The sequence below is a fragment of the Streptomyces sp. ISL-11 genome (assembly GCF_018614525.1).
Lineage (GTDB): Bacteria > Actinomycetota > Actinomycetes > Streptomycetales > Streptomycetaceae > Streptomyces.
In genome coordinates this window covers 15328-36408 of the sequence record NZ_JAGGOL010000137.1, presented here as the reverse complement: position 1 = coordinate 36408, position 21081 = coordinate 15328, and the positions used below count along the sequence as shown (strand labels likewise).

18 protein-coding genes are annotated in these 21081 nt (G+C 71.4%); 11 read left to right on the top strand and 7 right to left on the bottom strand.

Annotation, left to right across the window (positions count from 1 at the left end):
- Nucleotides 1-55: 55 nt before the first annotated feature.
- From J7E86_RS24945 to J7E86_RS24925, 5 genes are all read left to right on the top strand, one after another.
- Entirely contained in the window at nucleotides 56-1255 is a 1200-nt protein-coding gene (locus J7E86_RS24945; RefSeq protein WP_215084419.1) for an MFS transporter, read from the top strand.
- Between the two features lie 34 nt (nucleotides 1256-1289).
- Nucleotides 1290-1631 carry a hypothetical protein gene (locus J7E86_RS24940; RefSeq protein WP_215084417.1) on the top strand — a complete coding sequence of 114 codons (342 nt, stop codon included), beginning with the start codon at nucleotides 1290-1292 and terminating at the stop codon, nucleotides 1629-1631.
- A 79-nt stretch (nucleotides 1632-1710) separates the two neighbouring features.
- The gene (locus J7E86_RS24935; protein ID WP_215084415.1) at nucleotides 1711-2247 is read left to right on the top strand and encodes a MarR family winged helix-turn-helix transcriptional regulator; all 537 of its coding nucleotides are present in this window, start codon (nucleotides 1711-1713) and stop codon (nucleotides 2245-2247) included.
- A 53-nt stretch (nucleotides 2248-2300) separates the two neighbouring features.
- The gene (locus J7E86_RS24930) at nucleotides 2301-2633 is read left to right on the top strand and encodes a DUF3817 domain-containing protein (protein WP_215084413.1); all 333 of its coding nucleotides are present in this window, start codon (nucleotides 2301-2303) and stop codon (nucleotides 2631-2633) included.
- Between the two features lie 173 nt (nucleotides 2634-2806).
- Nucleotides 2807-4507 carry a methylmalonyl-CoA mutase gene (locus J7E86_RS24925; protein ID WP_215084411.1) on the top strand — a complete coding sequence of 567 codons (1701 nt, stop codon included), beginning with the start codon at nucleotides 2807-2809 and terminating at the stop codon, nucleotides 4505-4507.
- 34 nt (nucleotides 4508-4541) lie between these two features.
- Here the strand turns inward: J7E86_RS24925 and J7E86_RS24920 are convergent, their stop codons facing one another.
- Both J7E86_RS24920 and J7E86_RS24915 read right to left on the bottom strand, forming a co-directional pair.
- Nucleotides 4542-5402 carry an EamA family transporter gene (locus J7E86_RS24920; RefSeq protein WP_215084409.1) on the bottom strand — a complete coding sequence of 287 codons (861 nt, stop codon included), beginning with the start codon at nucleotides 5400-5402 and terminating at the stop codon, nucleotides 4542-4544.
- Nucleotides 5399-6136: a nitroreductase family protein gene (locus J7E86_RS24915; protein ID WP_251019637.1), complete on the bottom strand. Its 738-nt coding sequence runs from the start codon at nucleotides 6134-6136 to the stop codon at nucleotides 5399-5401. The genes J7E86_RS24920 and J7E86_RS24915 overlap by 4 nt, the downstream gene beginning before the upstream one ends.
- 98 nt (nucleotides 6137-6234) lie before the next feature.
- Between J7E86_RS24915 and J7E86_RS24910 the strand changes: the two genes are divergently transcribed.
- A complete protein-coding gene (locus J7E86_RS24910; protein WP_215084407.1) occupies nucleotides 6235-6732 on the top strand; it encodes a MarR family winged helix-turn-helix transcriptional regulator in 498 nt (165 codons plus the stop codon).
- 12 nt (nucleotides 6733-6744) lie between these two features.
- On the opposite strand, the gene J7E86_RS24905 is transcribed toward J7E86_RS24910, so the two are convergent.
- On the bottom strand, nucleotides 6745-7389 hold the full coding sequence (locus J7E86_RS24905; RefSeq protein WP_215084405.1) for a TetR/AcrR family transcriptional regulator: 645 nt from the start codon (nucleotides 7387-7389) through the stop codon (nucleotides 6745-6747).
- Between the two features lie 222 nt (nucleotides 7390-7611).
- On the opposite strand from J7E86_RS24905, the gene J7E86_RS24900 reads away from it, so the two are divergent.
- The 4 genes from J7E86_RS24900 to J7E86_RS24885 all read left to right on the top strand — a co-directional run bounded on the left by J7E86_RS24900 (nucleotide 7612) and on the right by J7E86_RS24885 (nucleotide 11754).
- Nucleotides 7612-8586 (top strand): tetratricopeptide repeat protein, encoded by a 975-nt coding sequence (locus tag J7E86_RS24900; protein WP_215084403.1) that lies wholly within the window; start codon nucleotides 7612-7614, stop codon nucleotides 8584-8586.
- A gap of 579 nt (nucleotides 8587-9165) precedes the next feature.
- Nucleotides 9166-9804 (top strand): DUF6230 family protein, encoded by a 639-nt coding sequence (locus J7E86_RS24895; protein ID WP_215084401.1) that lies wholly within the window; start codon nucleotides 9166-9168, stop codon nucleotides 9802-9804.
- Nucleotides 9805-9932: 128 nt separating this feature from the next.
- Nucleotides 9933-10445, top strand: coding sequence for a DUF6114 domain-containing protein (locus J7E86_RS24890; protein WP_251019636.1), 513 nt, complete (start codon nucleotides 9933-9935; stop codon nucleotides 10443-10445).
- Nucleotides 10435-11754, top strand: a complete 1320-nt coding sequence (locus J7E86_RS24885; protein ID WP_215084399.1) for a hypothetical protein — start codon at nucleotides 10435-10437, stop codon at nucleotides 11752-11754. The genes J7E86_RS24890 and J7E86_RS24885 overlap by 11 nt, the downstream gene beginning before the upstream one ends.
- A gap of 291 nt (nucleotides 11755-12045) precedes the next feature.
- On the opposite strand, the gene pyk is transcribed toward J7E86_RS24885, so the two are convergent.
- The 3 genes from pyk to pta form a co-directional block, all read right to left on the bottom strand.
- Nucleotides 12046-13473: a pyruvate kinase gene (gene pyk, locus J7E86_RS24880; protein WP_215084397.1), complete on the bottom strand. Its 1428-nt coding sequence runs from the start codon at nucleotides 13471-13473 to the stop codon at nucleotides 12046-12048.
- A 72-nt stretch (nucleotides 13474-13545) separates the two neighbouring features.
- On the bottom strand, nucleotides 13546-14757 hold the full coding sequence (locus J7E86_RS24875; RefSeq protein ID WP_215084395.1) for an acetate kinase: 1212 nt from the start codon (nucleotides 14755-14757) through the stop codon (nucleotides 13546-13548).
- An 89-nt stretch (nucleotides 14758-14846) separates the two neighbouring features.
- On the bottom strand, nucleotides 14847-16928 hold the full coding sequence (pta, locus tag J7E86_RS24870; protein ID WP_215084393.1) for a phosphate acetyltransferase: 2082 nt from the start codon (nucleotides 16926-16928) through the stop codon (nucleotides 14847-14849).
- Nucleotides 16929-17281: 353 nt separating this feature from the next.
- Here pta and J7E86_RS24865 point away from each other — a divergent pair, with 353 nt between their 5' ends.
- Nucleotides 17282-18307 (top strand): ATP-dependent 6-phosphofructokinase, encoded by a 1026-nt coding sequence (locus tag J7E86_RS24865; protein ID WP_215084391.1) that lies wholly within the window; start codon nucleotides 17282-17284, stop codon nucleotides 18305-18307.
- Nucleotides 18308-18442: 135 nt separating this feature from the next.
- On the opposite strand, the gene J7E86_RS24860 is transcribed toward J7E86_RS24865, so the two are convergent.
- The gene (locus J7E86_RS24860) at nucleotides 18443-20986 is read right to left on the bottom strand and encodes an ABC transporter permease (protein ID WP_215084389.1); all 2544 of its coding nucleotides are present in this window, start codon (nucleotides 20984-20986) and stop codon (nucleotides 18443-18445) included.
- Nucleotides 20987-21081: the final 95 nt, after the last annotated feature.

The window sequence follows — 21081 nt, the reverse complement described above, 5'->3', positions numbered from 1 at the left end:
CCCCTTACGGGACATCGTTTAGAGCCCGTCCCCGCCACCCGGCACGCTTTTGATCATGTCCACGACCCTCCCGGCCGGCTATGCGGCCGTCTTCGCCGTGCGCGAGTTCCGTGCCGTCTTCGCCGCCCACCTGCTGTCCCTCCTCGGCCTCGTGGTCGGGGAGATCGCCCTGTCCGTCCTCGTGTACCGCATGACCGGCTCGCCGCTGATGAGCGCGCTGACCTTCGCCCTCGGCTTCCTGCCGTACGTGGCGGGCGGCACCCTGCTGTCCGGGGTCGCCGACCGTTACCCCGCGCGCCGGGTGCTCGTCGTGTGCAACCTGCTGTGCGCCGCGAGCGCCGTCGCGATGGCGCTGCCCGCGACGCCCGTCGCCGGCCTGCTCGCCCTGCGGTGCCTCAGCGCCGCGATCGGGCCCGTCCTGGCCGGCACGAGGGCGGCGACGATGGGCGACATCCTCGGTGAGGGCGAACTGTTCGTCCTGGGCCGCTCCTTGATCCGGATCGTCGCCCAGGGCGCGCAGCTCGCCGGCTTCGCGGCGGGCGGGCTGCTGCTCACGGCCGTCGCGCCGCGTACCGCGCTCACCACCACCGCCGCCGGCTTCCTCGCCTCGGCGCTGCTGCTGCGCCTGGGCACGCGGCAGCGGACGGGCCGTACGGGCGACGGCGCGGCCCTGCTGACGTCCTCGCTGTCGGGCGTGCGCCTGCTCCTCGTCCACCGCCGGATACGGGCGCTGCTCCTGCTGTCGTGGATGCCGCCGTTCTTCCTGGTGGCCCCGGAGGCGCTCGCGGCCCCGTACGCCGACGAGATCGGCGCCGGCCCGGTCGGCATGGGGTTGTTGATGGCCGGGATGCCGGTGGGGTCGATCGTGGGCGAGGTGCTCGCGGGGTCGCTGCTGAGCGCGCGCGGCAGGGAGCGGGTCACCCTGCCGCTGGCGGCCGCGCTGCTGCTGCCCTTCCTCGCGTACGCCCTGACGCCCTCCGTCGGCTGGGCCGTGCTCGTGCTCGCCTCGGCCGGGCTGGGCGTCGCGTACACCCTGGGGCTCGACCAGTGGTTCATCGCGGCGGTGCCGGAGGAGCTGCGGGGCCGGGCGATGACGCTCCAGACGGCCGGGACGATGACGATCCAGGGGCTGGGCATGGCGCTGGCCGGCGCGGTGGCGGAGTTCGCGCCGGCGCACACGGTGGTCGCGGGCGTGGGCGTCGTCGGCACGGTGGGCGTGGGGCTGGCGGTGCGGCTTGTCATACGCTCGGCGTGATCGAAAGCGTTTGTGGACAGGGAGGGGCCGGCTGATGCTGGAATTCTTGAACGGTGGCGGCAGGAGCACCGGGATCGCGCACGAGGTCCTCGTGCTGCGGGACACCGAGGCGGTCGCCGACGCGGTGCGCGAGGCGCTGGCCGGCGCGAGCGACGAGGAGCGGCCGGGCCTGGAGCGGGCGGCCGCGCTCATCGCCGGGTGCGCGGCCCGGCCGGAGGCGGAAGCCCGCGCCGAGTGGGTGCGCGGCGTCCTCGCGGCGGCGGGAGTGGACCCGGTGCGGCAGGAGGTCCGCGCCATCAAGGCGGTGCGGCAGGCGGAGCGGGGCCTGAGCCTGCGGGCCGCGGCGGAGCTGGTGCGCGAGGCGAAGAACACGTAGGCGGAGCGGCGTTGACGCCCGGCTGTCCGGAGTCCGAGACGGCCGGAATCACGATATGGCCGGGCGGTAGGCTCGTACCGTGCCCAAGCCGCTCAGCCTTCCCTTCGATCCCATCGCCCGCGCCGACGAGCTCTGGAAGCGGCGCTGGGGATCCGTGCCGTCCATGGCGGCGATCACCTCGATCATGCGGGCCCACCAGATCCTGCTCGGGCAGGTCGACGCGGTCGTCAAGCCGTACGGGCTGACGTTCGCCCGGTACGAGGCGCTGGTGCTGCTGACCTTCAGCAAGGCCGGTGAGCTGCCGATGTCCAAGATCGGCGAGCGGCTGATGGTGCATCCCACGTCCGTCACCAACACGGTCGACCGGCTGGTGACGGCGGGCTTCGTCGACAAGCGCCCCAATCCCAAGGACGGGCGGGGCACGCTCGCCTCGATCACCGACAAGGGGCGCGAGGTCGTCGACGCGGCCACGCGCGACCTGATGGCGATGGACTTCGGGCTCGGGGTCTACGACGCCGAGGAGTGCGGGTCGATCTTCGAGCTGCTGCGGCCGCTGCGGGTGGCGGCGAAGGACTTCGAGGACGGGCGGGACGAGGACGGCTCCCCGGAGGAGTGACCCGCGGAGGGGCGGCGTGGATCGCCCCGGAACGTGCGGTTACGCTCGTACGCATGAAGAGAGCTGTCCTGACCCGTTACCGCGTGCTGGCGTACATCACCGGCGTACTGCTGGTCCTGCTGACACTCGGCATGATCGCCAAGTACCTGCTGGACATGGACGTCTCGGGCGCCGTCCGGATCATCGCCATCGCGCACGGCTGGCTCTTCGTGCTCTACCTGGTCTTCGCCTTCGACATGGGTTCCAAGGCGAAGTGGCCGTTCGGCAAGCTGGCCTGGGTGCTGGTCGCGGGCACGATCCCGACGGCGGCGTTCTTCGTGGAGCGCAACGCCGTCAAGGAGCTGGAGCCCCTGATCATCGACGAGCCCTCCGGCGCCACCGCCTGAGCCCCGGCCGCTCGCGGCAGCGACACCGCCCCGGACACCCCTTGTGTTCGGGGCGCTCTTGCGCGACCATTTACTAGGACGTCCTAGTAAATTCGCGTGAGGCGGCCCGCGCGGCACCAGCCGCCGATCATCGAAAGAGCTCGCGCCGGGGGCGCGGAGAGGCGGACGACACCATGGACGCAGCAGCGATCGAGGCGGGGCGCGGCCGCTGGCAGGCCCGCTACGACGCGGCGCGCAAGCGCGAGGCGGACTTCACGACGCTCTCGGGCGACGAGGTCGAGCCCGTCTACGGGCCCCGGCCCGGCGATGTGTACGAGGGCTTCGAGCGGATCGGCTGGCCGGGGGAGTACCCCTTCACCCGGGGTCTGTACGCGACGGGCTACCGCGGCCGGACCTGGACCATCCGTCAGTTCGCCGGCTTCGGCAACGCCGAGCAGACCAACGAGCGCTACAAGATGATCCTCGCCGCCGGCGGCGGCGGCCTCTCCGTCGCCTTCGACATGCCCACCCTCATGGGCCGCGACAGCGACGACCCGCGCTCCCTCGGCGAGGTCGGCCACTGCGGTGTCGCCATCGACTCCGCCGCCGACATGGAGATCCTCTTCAAGGACATCCCGCTCGGCGACGTGACGACGTCGATGACGATCAGCGGTCCCGCCGTGCCCGTCTTCTGCATGTACCTGGTCGCCGCCGAGCGGCAGGGCGTCGACCCGGCGATACTCAACGGCACGCTCCAGACGGACATCTTCAAGGAGTACATCGCGCAGAAGGAGTGGCTCTTCCCGCCCGAGCCCCACCTGCGCCTGATCGGCGACCTGATGGAGCACTGCGCCCGCTCCATCCCCGCCTACAAGCCGCTCTCCGTCTCCGGCTATCACATCCGCGAGGCCGGCGCGACGGCCGCGCAGGAGCTCGCGTACACCCTCGCCGACGGCTTCGGCTACGTCGAGCTGGGCCTGAGCCGCGGCCTGGACGTGGACACGTTCGCCTCGGGGCTGTCCTTCTTCTTCGACGCGCACGTCGACTTCTTCGAGGAGATCGCCAAGTTCCGCGCGGCCCGCCGGATCTGGGCCCGCTGGATGAAGGACGTCTACGGCGCCCGGTCCGACAAGGCGCAGTGGCTGCGCTTCCACACGCAGACGGCGGGCGTCTCGCTGACCGCCCAGCAGCCGTACAACAACGTCGTCCGCACGGCGGTGGAGGCCCTGGCCGCCGTCCTGGGCGGGACGAACTCCCTGCACACCAACGCCCTGGACGAGACCCTCGCCCTCCCGAGCGAACAGGCCGCCGAGATCGCCCTGCGGACGCAGCAGGTGCTGATGGAGGAGACCGGCGTCGCCAACGTCGCGGACCCGCTGGGCGGTTCCTGGTACGTCGAGCAGCTCACCGACCGCATCGAGGCCGAGGCCGAGAAGATCTTCGACCAGATACGGGAACGGGGCACGCGGTCCGTGCCGGACGGCCGGCACCCGATCGGACCGATCACCTCCGGCATCCTGCGCGGCATCGAGGACGGCTGGTTCACCGGCGAGATCGCCGAGAGCGCCTTCCGCTATCAGCAGGCGCTGGAGAAGGGCGACAAGCGGGTCGTCGGCGTCAACTGCCACCACGGCTCGGTCACCGGCGACCTGGAGATCCTGCGGGTCAGCCACGAGGTGGAGCGCGAGCAGGTCCGCGAGCTGGTGGGCCGCAAGGCGGGGCGCGACGACGCGCGGGTCACCACCGCCCTCTCGGCGATGCTGGCCGCCGCCCGCGACGGCTCGAACATGATCGAGCCCATGCTGGAGGCGGTCCGCGCCGAGGCCACGCTGGGCGAGATCTGCGACGTCCTGCGCGAGGAGTGGGGCACGTACACGGAGCCGGCCGGCTTCTGACTCCTACGGGCCACCGGTCCCCGGCGTCGCCGCCTCAGCGGCGCCGGGGCTGGGCGAGGACGACCGCCGCGACGACCGCCAGGGCGCCGGCGATCTGCACGGCCGACAGGGTCTGGCCCAGGACGACGTAGCCGAGGACCGTCGCCGCCAGCGGTGAGGTGAAGCTCAGGAACGACACCGAGAGGGCGGGCAGCCGCTCCAGGCCCCGGAACCAGATCGCGTAGGCGAACAGCGCCCCGACGACACTCAGATAGGCGAACCCGGCGAGATTCGCGCCGGTGACCGTGGCGGGCAGGCCCTCGCCGATCAGCATGACCGGCGCGAGGACGAGCCCGCCGACCGTCAGCTGCCAGCCCGTGAAGGTCAGCACCCCCACGCCGGCCGGCCGCCCCCAGCGCTTGGCGAGCACGATCCCGGTCGCCATGCTCGCCGCGCCCAGGAGCCCCGCGCCGATCCCCACCGCGTCCAGCCCCGCCCGCGGCCCCAGCACCAGCAGACCGATGCCGGCCGCGCCCAGGGCGCAGGTGGCCGCCTGGACCGCCTTGATTCTCGCCTTCAGCAGGGGCACCGACAGGACGAGCACGAGCATGGGCTGGACGGACCCCACCAGCGCCGCGACCCCGCCCGGCAGGTGATAGGCGGCCACGAACAGCAGGTAGAAGAAGGCGCCGATGTTCAGAACGCCGAGGACCAGGGCGCGCCACCACCAGATGCCGCGCGGGAGCCTGCGGCCGACCGCCAGCAGGACGAGGCCGGCCGGAAGGGCCCGTGCCGTGGCGGCCAGCAGGGGCCGGTCCGGGGGCAGGAGCTCGGTGGTGACGAGGTAGGTGGAGCCCCAGACGGCGGGCGCGAGGGCGGTGAGGGCGGAGTCGGCCAGGACCTGGTTCGCTCTCATCGGGCCACTGCCGGTTCGGGCGTGGATACGGCCGCGTACGCGGGGTCGGACACCGGTGCGCCGGGCAGGCCGCGGCCGAAGCGGCCGTCGAAAGCGTGCTGCCCGAGCGGGCGGCGGCCGGGGTGCCGGCGTTCCTCGGCGGGTTTGCCGACGGGCAGCAGCAGGGCTATGTGGAGATCGTCGCGGTCGCCGATGCCGATGACCCGCTTGACCTCCTCCTCGTCCCAGCCGTTCATCGGCGAGCTGGCCAGGCCCATGGAGGCGGCGGTCACCATCGCGTAGGTGGCGGCGATCATCGCGTCCTTGACCGCGTACTCCCGCAACAGTCCCCGCCGTTCGAGATCCTCGTGGAAGTCCAGGCTCGCCTGCGAGAAGCCGTCGATGAACGCCTGGTTCCACGCGTCGTTGCGGCGCGCCCGCTCGTAGACGTCGCCCAGGTCCCCGCGCCATGCCCGGCTGGCGGCCACGAAGACCAGGGTCACCGGGGCCTCACCGGGGTGCGGCTGGCCGCCGGTGGCCCGTACGAGGCCGTCGCGTCCCTCCTGATCGGTGACGGCCACGACGTAGCGCGCCTGGACGTTCCAGCTGGAGGGCGCCTCCAGCGTCAGGTCCAGCAGTTCGGTCAGCTGCTCGGCCGGCAGCGGGTCGGGCAGGTAGTGGCGGATGCTGCGACGTGCGCGGATGGCCTGCGCCACCGTCAGCGGGGTGTGCTCCCCGGTCATGTTCTCGGTCATGGCCACAACCTACGTGATCTCTTAGCGCTAAGGCAAGTGGGTAGTTCATCGCTAAGGTAAATATCTCTCCACTAAGACAACGTCGTAGACTGAGGGGCATGAGTGATCACGTGGACAAGATCCTGGCGCAGTGGGCGGAGCAGGCCCCGGACCTCGACGCCTCACCCATGGCCGTCATCGGCCGTATCAAGCGCCTCGCGCGGATCGTCGAAGGCGAACTGCGCACCGCCTACAGCGGCCACGGCCTCGACGCCGCGGCCTTCGACGTCCTCGCCACCCTGCGCCGCAGCCCCGCGCCCCACCATCTGACACCCGCCGAACTGATGCGGTCGTCGATGGTCACCTCGGGCGCCGTCTCCCAGCGACTGGAGCGCCTGGAGGAGCGGGGGCTGATCACCCGCACCCGCAGTGAGGACGACGGGCGCAGCGTCCGGGTCGCCCTCACCGACGCCGGCCGCGACCTCGTCGGCAAGGCCCTCGTCGACAACGTGGCCACCCAGGACCGGCTGCTCTCCGGTCTCACCCCCGCCCAGCGCGACCGCGTCGCGAGGGACCTGCGGCGGCTGCTGGAGTCGCTGGGCGACACCGACGGGTGACGGAGGCCGACCTCAGACCGTCGCGCCCAGGCCCCCCACCAGCAGGGCCGTGAAGTCGCGGGCCCACTCCTGGTCGACGGGCTCGGCGCTGACCAGGGTGCGGTGGACCACCGCACCGGCGATCACATCGAAGATCAGGTCGGCGTTGCGGGCGGCGGCTGCCGGGTCGGTCTCGCGCGGGAGCTCGCCGCGCGCCTGCGCGCGTCCGCGGCCGAGGAGCACCAGCCGCTTCTGCCGGTCCACGATCGCGGAACGGATCCGTGCGCGCAGCGCGTCGTCCCGTGTGGACTCGGCGACGACGGCCATCAGCGCCGTCTTCGTCTCGGGCCGCTCCAGGAGGGCCGCGAACCGCAGCACCACGCCCTCGATGTCCGCCTGGAGGCTGCCGAGGTCGGGGAGGTCGAGATGCTCGTCGAAGAGTGCCGCCACCGCGTCCGTGACCAGCTCGTTCTTGCCGGCCCAGCGGCGGTAGAGGGTCGTCTTGGCGACCCCGGCGCGGGCCGCCACGTCGCCCATCGTCAGCTTTCCCCAGCCCAGTTCGACCAGCGCCGCCCGGGTGGCGTCGAGGATCGCGCGGTCGGCCTCGGTGCTGCGCGGCCGGCCCGTACGTCCCGGGGCGCCGGTCCCGGGGCGCCCGGTGGGATGGGCGGAAGTCATGCCCGTGACCTTACCGCCGGGTAGCTCCACCGGTATGAGGCAGATCACGCGAAAGCTTGCTCCGTCACCCACAGAGCGGCACGGCTTCCAGTTACGCTACGACTCGTAGCGAAAGAGCGACAACCACAGGCGCCAGGTGGGGACCGGCGCCGGACTCACAAGCTATGGGTGTATTAAAGGCGCACTTTTCCGATCGCCGCGCGGAGGGGGGAGGATAGGGCCATGCAGCCACGGAACATGTCCATGAGTGGAGTGGTCGACCTCGCCGCGGTGAAGGCGGCCGGGGAAGCCAAGCAGAAGGCGGAGCAGGCGCGGGCCCAGGCCGCCCGCGAGGGCGGTACGCCGCCCGTCGGTGCGCAGCGTCTCGTCTTCGACGTCGACGAGGCCGGCTTCGAGCCGGAGGTTCTCCAGCGCTCCGCCGAGGTGCCCGTCGTCATCGACTTCTGGGCCGACTGGTGCGAGCCGTGCAAGCAGCTCGGCCCGATGCTGGAGCGGCTGGCGGCGGAGTACGCCGGACGATTCGTCCTCGCCAAGATCGACGTCGAGGCGAACCAGATGCTGTTCCAGCAGTTCGGCGTGCAGTCCATCCCCGCGGTCTTCGCGGTGGTGGCCGGGCAGGCCCTGCCGCTCTTCCAGGGGGCCGCGCCCGAGGCGCAGGTCCGGGAGGTGCTGGACCAGCTGATCGCGGTGGCGGAGCAGCGCTTCGGCATCGTGGGCGCGCCGGTGGACCCGGCCGCGGCGGCCGACGCGCAGGCCGCTCCGCGGGAGGCGCCGCCGAGCCCGCACGACAGCGCCCTCGGCCGGGCCCACGAGGCGCTGGACGCCGGGGACCTGGGCGGCGCCGTCCAGGCGTACAAGAACGTACTGGCCGACGACCCGGGCAACGACGAGGCGAAGCTGGGCCTGGCCCAGGCCGAACTCCTGCGCCGCGTCCAGGACATGGACCCGCAGCAGGTCCGCAAGGCCGCCGCCGAGAACCCCGCCGACGTGGCGGCGCAGATCTCCGCGGCCGACCTCGACCTGGTCGGCGGGCACGTCGAGGACGCCTTCGGCAGACTGCTCGACGCGGTCAAGCGGACGGCGGGCGAGGACCGGGACGCCGCGCGGGTGCGACTGCTGGAGCTGTTCGAGGTGATCGGGGCGGACGACCCGCGGGTGACCGCGGCGCGCACCGCGCTCTCGCGTGCGCTGTTCTGACGGGTCGGCCCGTCCCTCCTGTGCGCTGGTTGCACAGTCGCCGCGTTTTGCCAAAACTTGGTAAACGCGGCCACGGTTACTCCGAGTAAGAAAAACCCGGGCTTTCGCCCGGGTTTTTCGTTTATCTCCAGTTCCCTCCGGACACGGTGTGGCTATGTCGTGCCGCCGGTCGATACGCACCTATCACCCCTTGGTTATCGGCTCGTTACTCGCTAGTAATGAACCTCTTGTGTCCCGGCCGTGAATGCACCACGATCGGCCAAGCTCGGTCCACTCTCCAGCCCGGCAGCCGGTCGGCGTCCAGGGAGTGGGTCCCCACCGGGCGGGTCGGCCCTGTCGGGCCGGCTCAGGGACAGGGGGGTCTCCGGCGGTCGACGACGGGGCCTGTCCCAGCGGTTGCGCGAAGGCGTGGCCAGTGGTTGTCGCTCGGGGGTGATCGCCGGTGTTGTCCGGGTGCGTTCCGCGCCACGGTCGCGCGGTGCTCTTCTTCCCGAGGGCGTAGCACGTCTCCCATCCCCGTCCGGGGTCCGCGCAGCGGGCGCCCCCGTCGGAGATGTACGTCCGAGAAGGAGGCAGGTCATGGAGTCAGAGACTCGTGGAGGGACCAGATGGCGGCGGTTCGCCGTCGTCATGGTGCCGAGTGTCGCGGCGACGGCCGCGATCGGTGTCGCGGTGGCGCAAGGTGCGCTGGCGGCGTCGTTCAGCGTTTCGGGGCAGCAGTTCGAGGTCGCGGCGAAGCGCCTGGAAGGTACGGGATTCGTCCAGTACGGGGCCAATGACGTCACCAAGGCCGGGAACAAGCCCGTCGCCGTGGTCGGCATCAACAACGCGGAGATCACCAAGCTCTGCCAGGCGGTCACCATCCCGACGCCGTTCGGCAAGGTCTCGATGAAGCTGAAGGCCGGCGGCGGAAAGGACAAGGTCAAGGCGACGAAGCTGTACATCGACGCCGACGACATGACCGCCGACGCGGTCTTCACGAATGTCGACATCGGTGTGGCGGTCGACTCGACCACCCAGGGCCCCGGGCCGGTGAAGCCGGGCGGTGAGCGCGGTGAGCGGGGCGGTTACGTGCCCGGTTCGTTCGCCCAGCAGGCCGAGTCGGTGGTGTTCACCGACGTCAGCCAGCGCGCCTGGGCGACGTCCGCGGGTTCGTTCACGCTGCCCGGACTCAAGATGGGCGTCAGCATGGGCGACGCCGACTGCAAGGACAACTGAGTCCGACGTGCGGGTACGGGGCGTGACCTCGCGTTCCCGTGCCCGTACCGCGCCGCGCCCCGGAAGGCCGGGGGCGCTCCGCCGGGCGTACGTACCACCGAATCGCCAGTTCCGAGGAGCTGTACGACATGAGCGTCGACACGCGACCCCAGCAGATCAGTTCATTCGGCCGCGCCCGCCGTTCCTTCCGGGACTGGCGCGGGCGACGCCCGTTCTGGGGAGGGTTGTGGACCCTGCTGGCGGGCATCCCGATCATGTACATCCCGTACCAGACCATGACGTTGGGCGATCTGCACATCCGGCTGGCGACCACCGCCGGCGCCGGCTCGCTGATCATAGGAGTGCTGCTGGTCGTCCTCGGCCTGACGCTCTGGTTCCAGCAGCAGTCGCGGATCTTCGCCGGTGTGGCGGCGATCCTGCTCGCGCTGGTCTCGCTGGTGGTGTCCAACTTCGGGGCGTTCCTGGTCGGTTTCCTGCTCGCCCTGATCGGCGGCGCGCTCGGCGTGTCCTGGGCGCCGGGGAAGCCGGTCGCGGCGGTCGTGGCCGGCGAGGAGTCCGGGGAAGGTGACGAGGGCCCTCAGGGCGAGCGGCCCCCGCTGTCCCTGACGAAGGAGACGAACGGGAGGCACCGTGCCGACTGACGAGGCGTACGACGGCAGTCGTGCGAGAACCGGCCCGCGGCACGCCGCGCCGCGCAAGCCGCTGCTGGCCCGGCTGCACATGCCCGCCGGGAAGGCGGTCGCCATCGCGGCGATGCCGACCGCCGTGCTGATGGGCATGGGGCTCACGCCCCAGCTGGCCATGGCCAAGCCGACGGCGAAGGGCCCGTTCGAGGGTGCCTGTGCCACGGTGCCGGACCAGAGCGCGGAGCCCGACGCCGACGCGAGCAAGGGCGCGAAGGGCGACGCGGAGAAAGGCGACGCGGAGAAGGACGGCGCGCAGGACAAGGGCGCCGAGGAAAAGGGGGACAAGGGCCCCAAGGACGTCGAGGGCAAGGACGGCGGCTCGCAGGAGAAGGGCGACTCCAAGGAGCCGGGGGGTGCGGAGAAGTCCACCCCGGACACCGCGAAGCCGCCCGGCGGCGTCGGCAAGCTGCCCGTCCCGTCCGCTCCGTCCCCCTCGCCCTCCGCGACGAAGTCCGTCAACCCCCTCGACCCCCTGGGGCTCGGGGACAAGCTCGGCGACATCCTGACCGGCGGGGCCAAGGCGGGGCAGAAGTCCGCTCCGCCGAGCGCTTCGCCCAGCCAGTCCCCGTCCGCCTCGGCGTCCAGGAAGCCGGCGTCACCCGCGCCGGACAAGAGCACGGGCACGGGAACGGACAAGAGCACGGGCAAGGCCGCGACGCCCTCGGCGGGCGCCACACCCGGCGCGAGTGCCAGTCCGAGTCCCACCCCGAGCGGCTCGGCATCCCCCTCCGCGTCCCCGTCGGCGTCCGCGTCCCCCTCCCTGGACCCCGACAACCCGCCGCCCTGCCCCGCTCCCAAGGTCGTCGACGAGAACGAGAAGCACGCCTTCCCGAACCAGCCCTGGTTCCTGGAGTCCGACAAGCTCACGCTCGGTGGCCTGACCTACCAGGGCATCAAGCGGATCACGACGGTGAACGGGCAGGAGAAGTCCGTCCTGAAGTTCACCGCGGACTCGGTGGGCATCGGGGACCTGCACCAGATCGTCAACGGCAAGGACAAGCAGAACCACGTCGCCGGCCGGGGGACGACCTCGACGATCACGGGCGGCCAGGTGACCATGTACACCGAGGAACTGAAGGGCAAGCTCCTCGGGCTGCTCCCGGCGAACTACACCGCGACCAGCCCGCCGCCGATGATCCCCGGTCTCAAACTGCCCATTCCGATCTTCTTCACGGACGTGAAGATCCGTCAGGCGGGCCAGTTCGGCGGCACCCTGCACGTCCCGAACCTCCACCTGTACATCACGGACGGCACTTACCCGTAGGCCGCGCGGGCATGACGGAACGGCTGTGGCCGCCACCCTCCTTGGAGGGTGGCGGCCACAGCCGTTGCCGTGTCCGGCGGATCATGTGAGCGGGCGGCTGCGGGTCGTGTGGTGCGCACCACCGCTGCGCGGTGGTGTCCTCAAGCGCCGGACGGGCTGAAGGGGGCTGAGCTCAGCCGCACATCAAGCCCGTTGGGGGCACCTCCCAGCGGTAGCTGGGGGAGTTTGAGGACGCGCCCGCAGGGCGCCCGCCGCCGCAGGCGGCAAAGACGGCCCGCGGGCACAGCCCGCCTAGCGGCCCTCGCCGCCCAGATGGTGCACCAGCACCATATTCGTGGTGCCGGGGACACCGGGCGGGGAGCCCGCCGTGATGATCATGGTGTCGCCCTGGCCGTAGCGCTTGAGCTTGAGCAGCTCGGCGTCGACCAGGTCGACCATCGCGTCGGTGTTGTCGACGTGCGGGACCACGTAGGTCTCGACGCCCCAGCTCAGGGTGAGCTGGTTGCGGGTCGAGACGTCCGTGGTGAAGGCCAGGATCGGCTGGGCCGTGCGGTAGCGGGACAGGCGGCGGGCCGTGTCACCGGACTTGGTGAAGGCGACCAGCGACTTCGCGCCGAGGAAGTCGGCGATCTCGCAGGCGGCGCGGGCGACGGAGCCGCCCTGCGTGCGCGGCTTCTTGCCCGGGACCAGCGGCTGGAGGCCCTTGGAGAGGAGCTCCTCCTCGGCCGCCTCGACGATGCGGGACATCGTCTTGACGGTCTCGATCGGGTACGCGCCGACGCTGGACTCGGCCGACAGCATGACCGCGTCCGCGCCGTCCAGGATCGCGTTGGCGACGTCGGACGCCTCGGCGCGGGTCGGCCGGGAGTTGGTGATCATCGACTCCATCATCTGGGTCGCCACGATCACCGGCTTGGCGTTGCGGCGGCACAGCTCGATGAGGCGCTTCTGCACCATCGGGACCTTCTCCAGCGGGTACTCCACCGCCAGGTCGCCGCGGGCCACCATCACACCGTCGAACGCCATGACGACGTCCAGCATGTTGGCGACGGCCTGCGGCTTCTCGACCTTGGCGATGACCGGCACCCGGCGGCCGACCTCGTCCATGACGCGGTGGACGTCGAGGACGTCGGAGGCGTCGCGCACGAACGACAGGGCGACCATGTCGCAGCCCATCGCGAGGGCGAACTTCAGGTCCTCGATGTCCTTCTCGGACAGCGCCGGGACGTTCACCGCCGCGCCGGGCAGGTTGATGCCCTTGTGGTCGGAGATGACACCGCCCTCGATGACGATCGTCCGCACCCGCGGACCGTCGACCTCGGTGACCCGCAGCTCGACGTTGCCGTCGTTGATGAGGATCTGGTCGCCCTTGGAGACGTCGCCCGGCAGGCCCTTGTAGGTCGTGCCGCAGATCGTCCGGTCGCCGGGGACGTCCTCGGTGGTGATGGTGAACTCGTCACCGCGCACCAGCTCCACGGGGCCGTCCGCGAAGGTCTCCAGGCGGATCTTCGGGCCCTGGAGGTCGGCGAGGACACCGACCGCGCGGCCGGTCTCCTCGACCGCCTTGCGGAGGCGGTGGTACCGCTCCTCGTGCTCCGAGTGGGTCCCGTGGCTCATGTTGAAGCGGGCCACGTTCATACCGGCCTCGATCAGCGTCTTCAGCTGCTCGAAGGAGTCGACGGCGGGGCCCAGGGTGCAGACGATTTTGGAACGGCGCATGGGGCAGATCCTATCGGGTTTGTTTCGGAGCGGAATATTCGCGCTGTGGGAAAGGACCGGGGCGATCGGTGATCAAGCGCTGACCAGGGCGTACGTCTGGGTGGCGATCTCCAGCTCCTCGTCGGTGGGCACCACGGCGACCGCGACCCGGGCGGAGTCGGGGGAGATCAGCCGCGGCTCGTCGGCCCGTACGGCGTTGCGACCGGCGTCCACGGCCAGGCCCAGCCCCTCCAGGCCCGCGACGGCCGCCTCCCGCACCGGGGCGGCGTTCTCGCCCACACCGGCGGTGAAGGCGATCGCGTCGACCCTGCCGAGGACGGCGTAGTAGGCGCCGATGTACTTCTTCAGCCGGTGCACGTAGATGTCGAAGGCCAGGGCGGCCCGCTCGTCGCCCGCGTCGATGCGCCGGCGGATCTCGCGCATGTCGTTGTCGCCGCACAGACCGATCAGACCGCTCTTCTTGTTGAGGAGCGAGTCGATCTCGTCGACGGACAGGCCGGCGACGCGGGCCAGGTGGAAGATGACCGCCGGATCGAGGTCACCCGAACGGGTGCCCATGACCAGGCCCTCCAGCGGGGTCAGGCCCATCGAGGTGTCCACGCAGCGGCCGCCGCGCACGGCCGAGGCCGAGGCGCCGTTGCCCAGGTGCAGGACGATGACGTTGACCTCGGAGGGGTCCTTGCCGAGCAGCTTCGCGGTCTCGCGGGAGACGTAGGCGTGCGAGGTGCCGTGGAAGCCGTAGCGGCGGATCCGGTGCGCGTCGGCCGTCTCGACGTCGATCGCGTAGCGCGCGGCCGACTCGGGCATCGTCGTGTGGAAGGCGGTGTCGAAGACCGCCACCTGCGGCAGGTCCGGGCGCAGGGCCTGGGCGGTCCTGATGCCGGTGATGTTGGCGGGGTTGTGCAGCGGCGCGACGGGGACCAGCCGCTCGATCTCGGCGATCACCTCGTCCGTGATCACGGTCGGCTCGGTGAACCTCAGCCCGCCGTGCACGACCCGGTGCCCGATCGCGGCCAGCTCCGGGGAGTCCAGGCCCAGCCCGTCCGCGGCCAGCTCGCCGGCCACGGCCTTCAGCGCGGCCTCGTGGTCGGCGATGGGCGCCTCCTTCTCGCGCTTGTCACCGCCCGTCGCGAGCGGGGTGTGGGCCAGACGGGAGGTCTCCTCACCGATCCGCTCGACCAGGCCGACGGCCAGCCGGGCGCCGTCGGCCATGTCGAGCAGCTGGTACTTGACCGAGGACGAGCCGGAGTTGAGGACGAGGACGCGGGTGGGGTTGGCAGTCATGAAGGGCTTTCCGGGTCGGGTGCGGTTCTCGTGGGGCAACGGGAGACGGCCGTACGGGACCGGGTGGTTCCCGTACGGCCGTACGGGCGTCAGGGGCGCTGCTCGCCCTGCGCCTGGATGGCGGTGATGGCGACGGTGTTCACGATGTCCTGGACCAGCGCGCCGCGCGAGAGGTCGTTGACGGGCTTGCGCAGGCCCTGCAGGACCGGGCCGACTGCGACCGCTCCGGCCGAGCGCTGCACGGCCTTGTAGGTGTTGTTGCCGGTGTTGAGGTCCGGGAAGACCAGCACGGTGGCCTTGCCCGCGACCTCGGAGCCGGGGAGCTTGGTCGCCGCGACGGCGGCGTCCACGGCGGCGTCGTACTGGATCGGACCCTCGACCAGCAGGTCCGGGCGGCGCTCGCGGACGAGCTCGGTGGCCTTGCGCACCTTGTCGACGTCCGCGCCGGAGCCGGAGGTGCCGGTGGAGTACGACAGCATCGCGATGCGCGGCTCCACACCGAACTGGGCGGCGGTCGCCGCGGACTGGATGGCGATGTCCGCGAGCTGCTCGGCGTTCGGGTCCGGGTTGACCGCGCAGTCGCCGTAGACGAGGACCCGGTCGGCCAGGCACATGAAGAAGACCGAGGAGACGATCTGCGCGCCGGGCGCCGTCTTGATGATCTCGAAGGCCGGGCGGATCGTGGCGGCGGTGGAGTGCACCGCGCCGGAGACCATGCCGTCGGCCAAGCCCTCCTGGACCATCAGGGTGCCGAAGTAGGAGACGTCGGCGACGACGTCGTGCGCCAGCTCGACGGTCATGCCCTTGTGGGCGCGCGCCTTCGCGTACAGCTCGGCGAAGCGCTCGCGCAGCGGCGCGGTCTGCGGGTCGATGAGCTGCGCCGCGGCCAGGTCGATGCCCAGCTCGCCGGCGCGCTTGTGGATCGCGTCCTCGTCGCCCAGCAGGGTGAGATCGCAGACGTCGCGGCGCAGCAGCACGTCCGCCGCGCGCAGCACGCGCTCCTCGGTGCCCTCGGGGAGCACCACGCGGCGGCGGCCGGAGCGGGAGCGTTCGATCAGCTCGTGCTCGAACATCATCGGCGTGACGCGGCTGGAGCGGGCCACGGAGATGCGGTTCGTCAGCTCGGCGGTGTCCACGTGGCGTTCGAAGAGGCCGAGGGCCGTCTCGGACTTGCGCGGCGAGGCGGCGTTGAGCTTGCCCTCGACCGCGAAGAGCTCGGCGGCGGTCGGGAAGGAACCGCCCGGCACCGAGATCACCGGCGTGCCCGGGGCCAGCCGGCCCGCGAGCGCCAGGATGTCCGGGCCCGGCCGCTCGTCCAGGGTCAGCAGCACACCCGCGATGGGCGGCGCGCCCGCGCTGTGCGCGGCCAGCGCACCGATGATCAGGTCCGTGCGGTCGCCCGGGGTCACCACCAGGCAGCCTTCGGTCAGGGCGGGCAGGAACGCCGGCAGCATCGCGCCGCCGAAGACGAAGTCGCGGACGTCGCGGTTGAGGCCGGCGTCGTCACCGAGGAGCACCTCGGCGCCCAGCTGGCGGACGATCTGCGCGATGGTCGGCGCGGAGAGCGAGGCGTCCTCGGGGAGCGCGTAGCAGGGGACGGGCAGGCTCGCGCCGAGCCGCTCGGCGACGGCCGTACGGTCGGCCGGTGCCACGCGGTTGACGACGAGGGCGACGACGTCGCAGCCCAGCGCCTCGTAGGCGCGGTAGGCGTTGCGGGCCTCGGAGCGGACGGCCTCGGCCGCCTGCTCCTGGCCGCCGACGACGGGGATGACGAAGGCGCCGAACTCGTTCGCCAGGCGCGCGTTGAGGGCGAGCTCGTCGGGGAGGTTGGTGGCGGCGTAGTCGGTGCCGAGGACCAGCACGTACTCGTGCTCGCGGGCGACGGCCAGGAACCGCTCGACGAGCGTCGACACCAGCTCGTCCGTGCCCCGCTCGGCCTGGAGGGCGGACGCCTCGCCGTAGCTGAGGCCGTAGACCGTCTCCGGCGACTGGCTCAGCCGGTAGCGCGAGCGCAGGAGGTCGAAGAGACGGTCCGGGCCGTCGCCGTGCACCAGCGGGCGGAAGACACCCACCCGGTCCACGTGGCGAGTGAGGAGTTCCATGACTCCCAGCTCGATGACCTGGCGGCCGTCGCCCCGGTCGGTCCCGGTCACGTACACGCTGCGCGTCACGCGTGCTCTCCTTGTTCCATCGCCGTGTTCATGCGGTTGTTCGTGCGGTCGTTCATGCGGTCGGTCCGTGCGGTCGGTTCGTGCGGTGGCCCGTGCGGTGCCCGTGCGGTGGTGCGGCGACCGTTTCCGCGGTGTTCACACGACCGCCCATACGGGGCAAAAATTACCCGTTATGGTGGCCTTGCCCTCTTGACAATACCTGCGCCTGTGGCTAAGGCGCTCGTCAGCCGGAGGGTGGCCGCTGTGCGGCTGCCGTGCGGCTGCTGTTCCATGGGGGTGCGGAACTACCCCCCGTCCCGTGAAACAATCGGTTCGGCTCACATGTACCAGTAGCGAGCAGGAGACACAGCCAGATGCGCATCGGAGTCCTCACCGCAGGCGGCGACTGCCCCGGCCTCAACGCTGTCATCCGTTCGGTGGTGCACCGCGCGGTCGTCGGCCACAACGACGAGGTGATCGGTTTCGAGGACGGCTTCAAGGGCCTGCTCGACGGCCGCTTCCGCAAGCTCGACCTCGACGCCGTGAGCGGCATCCTGGCCCGCGGCGGCACGATCCTCGGCTCCGCCCGTCTGGAGCGCGCCCGGCTGCGCGAGGCGTGCGACAGCGCCCAGGACTTCTCCCGCGAGTACGGCATCGACGTCCTCATTCCCATCGGCGGCGAGGGCACGCTGACCGCCGCCCGGATGCTCTCCGACGCCGGCATGCCGGTCGTCGGTGTGCCGAAGACCATCGACAACGACATCTCCTCCACGGACCGCACCTTCGGTTTCGACACCGCCGTCGGCGTCGCCACCGAGGCCATCGACCGGCTGAAGACCACCGCCGAGTCGCACCAGCGCGTCATGGTCGTCGAGGTCATGGGCCGCCACGCCGGCTGGATCGCCCTGGAGTCCGGCATGGCCGGCGGCGCCCACGGCATCTGCCTGCCGGAGCGCCCCTTCGACGTCGCCGACCTGGTGTCGATGGTCGAGGAGCGCTTCTCCCGTGGCAAGAAGTTCGCCGTGATCTGTGTCGCCGAGGGTGCACACCCGGCCGAGGGTTCGATGGACTACAAGAAGGGCGCCATAGACCAGTTCGGTCACGAGCGGTTCGCCGGCATCGGCACCAAGCTCGCCACCGAGCTGGAGCGGCGCCTCGGCAAGGAGGCCCGCCCGGTCATCCTCGGCCACGTCCAGCGCGGCGGCACGCCCACCGCGTACGACCGTGTCCTGGCCACCCGCTTCGGCTGGCACGCGGTGGAGGCCGCCCACCGGGGCGACTTCGGCCGGATGACCGCGCTGCGCGGCACGGACGTCAAGATGGTGCCGCTCGCCGACGCGGTCACCGAGCTCAAGCGGGTGCCGGAGAACCGGATGGACGAGGCCGAGTCGGTCTTCTGAGGGCGGCCCTTCAAGGGGCGAGCCCCTTGAACCCCCTTGTACGAGAACGCCGGACGGGCTGGATCTCCAGTCCGTCCGGCGTTCTCGTACCGACGGGCCGGCTCCTCCGTGAAGAGGGCCGGCCCGCCGCAGGCGTCACTGTGCCCCGATCGACTCCAGCGTGTTCAGCTTCGCCGCCCTGCGGGCCGGCCAGACCGCGGCCAGGACGCCCACGACGAGGGCCAGCAGCAGGAACAGGCCGATCCGGGCCCACGGCACGACCATCTCGTACTGCGGGAACGAGGACCGCAGCAGGTGGCCGCCGGACCAGGCGAGGAAGATGCCCACGCCGACGCCGAGCACCGCGCCGAACAACGAGATCATCACGGACTCCAGCCGCACCATCTGCTTGATCCCGGTGCGGGCCAGGCCGATCGCGCGCAGCATCCCGATCTCGCGGGTCCGCTCGAAGACCGACATGGCGAGGGTGTTAACGACACCGATGACCGCGATGACGACGGCCATGCCCAGCAGCCCGTACATCAGGTAGAGGATGTCGTCGATGCTGCCCGCCTCGGAGCGGCGAAGGTCGTCCTGGCTCCGGACCTTGATGATCGGGTTGCCGCCCAGGGTCTCCTTGATCTTGCCGGGCAGGCCGCTCGCCCGGCCGGGGGCGGCCTTGATCAGCACCTCGTCGTCGCGGACCTTCTCCAGGTGCGGGTCCACGAGGGCCGGGGTGGCGAGGACGTCGGCGAGGACGTCGTTGTCGGCGTAGACGGCGACGACGCGCGGGGTGGCCTTCTTGCCGTCGTAGAACTCCATGGGCAGGGCGGAGCCGACCGTCAGGCCGTTCTGCTTCGCGTAGCCCTCGGCCACCGCGACGCTGCCGGTGCCGCGCACCTCGGTGAGCGAGCCGCCGGTGATCTTCAGGGCGGTGACCTGGGAGAGCTTGGAGAGGTCCGTCGCCCGGAGCCCCGCCGGTTCGCCCTTCGACTGGAAGCCGGTCATCCGGACCGGCACCGAGGCGGCGACGCCCGGCTGCTCGGCGAGCTTCTTGGCGACGTCGGGGGAGAGGCCGAGGTAGCTGTTCGACGAGACCTTGTAGTCGGCCGTCAGATCCTGGGCGCCCATCTTGTCCACGCCCTGGTTCGCGGAGACCGCGGCCACCGTCAGACCCGTGATCAGGGTCAGGCCGATCATCAGCGCGGAAGCGGTGGCGGCCGTGCGGCGCGGGTTGCGCAGCGCGTTCCGGGTGGCGAGCCTGCCGCTGACGCCGAAGACGCGGACGGCGAGCCTGCCGAAGAGGTTCACGAACGGGCGGGAGAGCAGCGGGGCCAGCACGATGACGCCCGCGAGGGTCAGGGCCGAGCCCGTCATGGCGGCCGTCAGACCACCGCTGTCGCGGAGGGTCGACACGTACAGCATGACGGCGACGCCCAGCGCGGTCAGGGCCCCGCCGATGGAGTTGCGGACGACGAGGCCGCGGGTGGCCGGCGCCTGGTCCACGGCCGACAGTGCCTCGACGGGGGCGATCTTCGCGGCCTTGCGGGAGGGCAGCCACGCGGCCAGCACGGTCACGACGACACCGACGGCGAGGGCGGACAGCGCGGCGGTCGGCTCGACGACCAGCGGGCCCTCGGGCAGCGGGGCACCGGTGGAGTTCAGCACCGACCACAGGCCCGTGGCGATGCCGAGACCCAGCACGAAGCCGACGGCGGAGGCGACCAGGCCCAGCAGCCCGGCCTCGATCATCACCGAGCGCACCACCTGGCGGCGGGAGGCGCCGACCGCGCGCAGCAGCGCGATCTCACGGCTGCGCTGGGCGATGAGCATGGTGAAGGTGTTGGCGATGATGAAGATGCCGACGAAGAGCGAGATGCCCGCGAAGACCAGGAAGGTGTTCCGGATCGAGCTGGTCTGCTCGTCGATGAGCTTGGACTGCTCGGCCGCCAGCTGCTTGCCGCTCTGCGCCTTGAAGCCGTCCTTCGGCAGGACGTCCCGGACCTTGCGGGTCAGCTCGTTCTGGTCGGTGCCCGGGGTGGCCGAGACGACGAGCTCGCCGAACTGGCCCGGCTTGCCGAAGAGCTTCTGAGCCGTCGGGGTGTCGAACAGCGCCAGGCTGCCGCCCGCGCTCACGCGCGGGTCGTCGGTCTCGACGATGCCGACGAGCTTCTTCGTCATCACCGGGCCGTCGACGGCCAGCCGGACGGTGCCGCCGACCTTGACGCCCGTCTTCCCGGCGGTCTTCACGTCCAGGGCGATCTCGCCGGCGGCGGCCGGACCCCGGCCCTTCAGCAGCGGGTACCGGCTGTCCTTGCCGTCCTTGCCGACGACGTAGTTGGCGGCGGTGCTGCCCCACTCGCTTCCCGCCGGGTCGTTGTCCCTGTCGGCGACCGTGGCGACACCACTGACCGAGGGACGCACGGACGTCACGCCGGGCAGCGCGCGGACGGTGGCGACCATCCGCTCGTCGAGGACCCGGTGGTCCTCGCCCGGCGCGGTGTTGGAACGGCCGATCTCCGTCACGGAGACGGCGACGTCGTCCAGGCTCCTGGCCGTCTTGTCGCGGTAGGCGCTGCCGACGGAGTCGCTGAAGACGAGCGTGCCGGAGACGAAGGCGGTGCCGAGGAGGACCGCGAGGGCGGTCATCATCAGCCTGGCTTTGTGCGCGAGGAGATTGCGCAGGGCGGTACGGAACATGGCGGGTCCTGGTGGTTTCCCTCGGCCCTGTGAGGGGTGAGGGGCGAAGGGACGTCGGGTGGCGGTGGCGACAGGGCCGTGCATCGCCGTGGGCG